Origin of the sequence: Streptomyces sp. SM1, from assembly GCF_002910825.1 — a bacterium.
Classification (GTDB): domain Bacteria; phylum Actinomycetota; class Actinomycetes; order Streptomycetales; family Streptomycetaceae; genus Streptomyces; species Streptomyces okerensis.
The window spans coordinates 1-3,955 of the sequence record NZ_NEUB01000487.1; the positions used below are offsets into that span (position 1 = coordinate 1).

The 3,955-nt window shown below is 72.9% G+C and carries 4 protein-coding genes and 2 pseudogenes; 4 read left to right on the forward strand and 2 right to left on the reverse strand.

Annotated elements, in window-relative coordinates:
* Window positions 1-244, reverse strand: a pseudogene (locus B9S61_RS12015) (cell division protein ZapE); the annotation flags it as partial.
* 37 nt (window positions 245-281) lie between these two features.
* Between B9S61_RS12015 and B9S61_RS12020 the strand changes: the two are divergent.
* The 4 genes from B9S61_RS12020 to msrB all read left to right on the forward strand — a co-directional run bounded on the left by B9S61_RS12020 (window position 282) and on the right by msrB (window position 3,698).
* A complete protein-coding gene (locus tag B9S61_RS12020) occupies window positions 282-1,079 on the forward strand; it encodes a pyrimidine reductase family protein (RefSeq protein WP_103542242.1) in 798 nt (265 codons plus the stop codon).
* A gap of 251 nt (window positions 1,080-1,330) precedes the next feature.
* Window positions 1,331-1,804 carry an indole-3-glycerol phosphate synthase gene (locus B9S61_RS12025; RefSeq protein WP_181007337.1) on the forward strand — a complete coding sequence of 158 codons (474 nt, stop codon included), beginning with the start codon at window positions 1,331-1,333 and terminating at the stop codon, window positions 1,802-1,804.
* 80 nt (window positions 1,805-1,884) lie between these two features.
* The gene (gene murC, locus B9S61_RS12030; RefSeq protein ID WP_103542243.1) at window positions 1,885-3,273 is read left to right on the forward strand and encodes a UDP-N-acetylmuramate--L-alanine ligase; all 1,389 of its coding nucleotides are present in this window, start codon (window positions 1,885-1,887) and stop codon (window positions 3,271-3,273) included.
* Window positions 3,274-3,287: 14 nt separating this feature from the next.
* Window positions 3,288-3,698 (forward strand): peptide-methionine (R)-S-oxide reductase MsrB, encoded by a 411-nt coding sequence (gene msrB / locus B9S61_RS12035; RefSeq protein ID WP_103542244.1) that lies wholly within the window; start codon window positions 3,288-3,290, stop codon window positions 3,696-3,698.
* A 15-nt stretch (window positions 3,699-3,713) separates the two neighbouring features.
* Here msrB and B9S61_RS12040 read toward each other — a convergent pair.
* Window positions 3,714-3,955: pseudogene (locus B9S61_RS12040) on the reverse strand (hypothetical protein); the annotation flags it as partial.

The window sequence follows — 3,955 nt, forward strand, 5'->3', positions numbered from 1 at the left end:
GGCCGCCGGCCGCCGCCCCGTCGAGGCCCGCGGCGAAGCCCTCCAGGACGCGGACGGCCTCGGTCTGGCTCGGCTGGTCCGGGTCCGGGATGTAGGTGCCGAAGCGGACCGAGTCGAACCGCGGCGGCGGCACCATCTCGGCGACGAGCCGGTCCGCGGGGACGTGCGGCTCGCGGGCGCACAGGGACAGCGGAGCCACGTCGGCTATCGGACCGGGACGGGAGGCGGGGGAGGAGGACGACACGGTCCACCATGCTACGTGCCGTGGAAGACTGAACGACATGCGACGCCTGTTCCCCGTGACCGACGTGACCGACGAAACAGCAGCTCCCGGCGGGGTGGACGGCCGTGAGTGGAGCCCGGCCGAGCTGGCCGCCGCGTACGCCTATCCCGAGCCGGGGCCGGGCGGCGGCCGGGATCCGTGGCTGCGGGGCAACATGGTGTCCACCCTCGACGGCGCGGCCCAGCACGAGGGCCGCTCCCAGCCCATCTCCTGCCCGGCCGACATGCGGATCTTCGGCGTGCTGCGGGCCCTCGCGGACGTCGTGCTCGTCGGTGCGGAGACCGTACGGCAGGAGGGCTACCGTCCGGCACGCGCGCGGGAGGGGTTCGCGGCGGCCCGGGAAGCGGCCGGACAGGGGCCGGCGGCCGTGATCGCGGTGGTGACGGCCGGCCTTGACCTGGACTTCTCCCTGCCGCTGTTCACCGGCCCCCTGCTGCCCACGCTGATCCTGACCGGCGCCGGGGCCGCCCCGGACCGGGTCGCCGCCGCCGAGAAGGCGGGCGCCCGGGTGGTCGTCGCCGGGGAGGGGACCGCGGTGGACCCCGCGCGGGCGGTACGGGCGCTCGCCGACCTCGGACACACCCGGCTGCTGACCGAGGGCGGGCCGCGGCTGCTGGGCCAGATGGTGGCGGCCGGAGTGCTGGACGAACTCTGTCTGACCGTGGCACCGATGCTCACCGCGGGTGACGCTCAGCGCATCGCCGGGGGACCCTCAGTGACACTTCCGCTGCGTTTCACGCTGAAGTCGATGTTGGAAGAAGACGGATTCCTGTTCACGCGGTACCAGCGGGCGTGACCCGGCGTTCCCGGGCCGGCGCCCTGCGGCGCCCTGCGGCGTCCCGCGGCCGACCGGAAGGGACGGAACATGCTCGACGGTGACCGCCGGTCCGGCGACCGGTGGAACCGGCCCGTCCGCCCGAAGAGGCGACGGACGGGAGCGAATCCGGCAGTACCCCTGGGCATACGGGGCAGGATGGTTTCCGCGGGCCCGGCTCGGCCCACGGAACGGAGAGGGCCCGCGTGCCCTCCGAGGAGAAGGGGCGCCTGGTGTTCACAAGCGTACTGATGATCGAGAAGGCCCTGACGTCCGCCGACGTGGAGTTCGTCACCACCTTGCACGGCGAGGAGCCGGTCTCCTTCCACGTGCTGCTCCAGCCGCGCGGCGAACAGGCCGACCGGCTGCTGAGAGCCATCGACGACGTCGCGCTCGGCGAGATCGACGAGGCCGTCCGCGAGCACGAGACCCCTGAGGGCGAGGAGGCCGAGACCATGGGGGAGCGGGCGCTGCAGGTGTCCCTGCAGGCCCTGCGCACCACCGGCGACACGGCGGAGGGCCGGCTCATCGGGGACCACCCGCTCGACGCGCTGAAGGCGATGGTGGAGGAGGTCGGCGCGGACGAGGTGATCGTGCTGACCGACCCGCACTACGTCGAGGAGTTCTTCCACCGCGACTGGGCCTCCCGGGCCCGGCACAAGGTCGGCGTACCGGTGCTGAAACTCTTCTCCCACAGCAAGGCATAGGCTGGGGCGGCGCTCTCCCCGCTCCGGGGCGAGGGCGCGAAGACCGCCGTCCCGCTCGTCGCACCACTGGGAGAACACGCATGGCACCCGGCCTTCCCACCGCCATGGACCGACCGCACTTCATCGGCATCGGCGGCGCCGGGATGTCGGGCATCGCCAAGATCCTCGCGCAGCGGGGCGCCGAGGTCGCCGGCAGTGACGCCAAGGACTCCCCGACGGCCGACGCCCTGCGGGCGTCCGGCGCCACCGTGCACATCGGCCACGCCGCCGGGCACCTTGCCGACGACGCCAGCTGCGTGGTCGTCTCCTCCGCGATCCGCGAGGACAACCCCGAACTGGTCCGGGCGGCCGAGCTGGGCATCCCCGTGGTGCACCGCTCCGACGCCCTCGCCGCCCTGATGCACGGCCTGCGGCCGATCGCGGTGGCCGGCACCCACGGCAAGACCACCACCACCTCCATGCTGGCCGTCTCCCTCACCGCGCTGGGCCGGGAGCCGTCGTACGCGATCGGCGGCGACCTGGACGCCCCCGGCTCCAACGCGCTGCACGGCGAGGGCGAGATCTTCGTCGCCGAGGCGGACGAGTCGGACCGCAGCTTCCACAAGTACGCGCCCGAGGTCGCGATCATCCTCAACGTGGAGCTGGACCACCACGCCAACTACGCCTCCATGGAGCAGATCCACGAGTCCTTCGAGACGTTCGTCGGCCGGATCGTGCCGGGCGGCACCCTGGTGATCTCCGCCGACCACGAGGGCGCCCGCGAGCTGACCCGCCGGCTGGACGGCTCGGTGCGGACCGTGACGTACGGCGAGGCGGAGGACGCCGACGTACGGGTGCTGTCGGTCGTCCCGCAGGGCCTGAAGAGCGAGGTGACCGTCGAGTTCGACGGCGCCCCGCTCACCTTCACCGTGTCGGTCCCCGGCCGGCACTACGCGCACAACGCCGTGGCCGCGCTCGCCGCCGGCGCCGCGCTCGGCATCCCGGCCACCGAGCTGGCCCCCGCGCTGGCCGCCTACACCGGGGTGAAGCGGCGCCTGCAGCTCAAGGGCGAGGCCGCGGGCGTGCAGGTCATCGACTCCTACGCGCACCACCCGACCGAGATGACCGCCGACCTGGAGGCCATGCGCTCCGCCGCCGGTGACGCCCGCATCCTCGTCGTCTTCCAGCCCCACCTGTTCTCCCGCACCCGGGAGCTGGGCAAGGAGATGGGCCAGGCCCTGGCGCTGGCCGACGCCTCGGTGGTCCTGGACATCTATCCGGCCCGTGAGGACCCGGTCCCGGGCGTCACCAGCGAACTGATCATCGAGGCGGCCCGCGCGGCCGGCGCGGACGTGACGGCCGCCCACGACAGGACGGAGATCCCCGAGGTGGTCGTGGGAATGGCGAAGGCCGGGGATCTCGTTCTCACCATGGGAGCGGGCGATGTCACCGACCTCGGCCCGCACATCCTGGACCGTCTGTCGAAGTAAGGGGCTGATCTCTCATGCCGTACGACGTCGAGAAGCCGGACGAGCAGTGGCGCGCGGAGCTGTCGCCGTCCGAGTACGCCGTTCTGCGCGAGGCAGCCACGGAACCCGCCTTCACCGGTGAGTACACCGACACCAAGGACGAGGGCGTCTACTCCTGCCGTGCCTGCGGCGCCGAGCTGTTCACCTCGGACACCAAGTTCGAGTCGCACTGCGGCTGGCCGTCCTTCTACGACCCGAGGGACACCGACGCCGTGGAGCTCGTCGACGACCGCTCGCACGGCATGGTGCGCACCGAGGTCCGCTGCGCCCGCTGCGGCTCGCACCTCGGGCACGTCTTCAAGGGCGAGGGCTATCCGACACCCACGGACCAGCGGTACTGCATCAACAGCATCTCGCTCAGGATGCGGCCCGCCGCCGGGAGCTGATCCGCACCCCGCTCCTCACCAGCCCGTCAGCACCAGATGGTTGAGGAGCAGGGCGAGCACGGCCTGCCCGGCGAGCCAGCCGCGCGGGCCGGGCAGGAACGCGCAGGCGGGGAGCAGCCAGAACGCGAACGGCAGCCAGATGCGCTCCGTCTCCGCCTTGCTCATCCCCGACAGGTCGGCGATCAGCAGCGCGAGGAGGGCGGACACGACGAGCAGCGCCGTCCGGGGGGCCGCGGCGCGGGGCGGCAGCCTCCGGA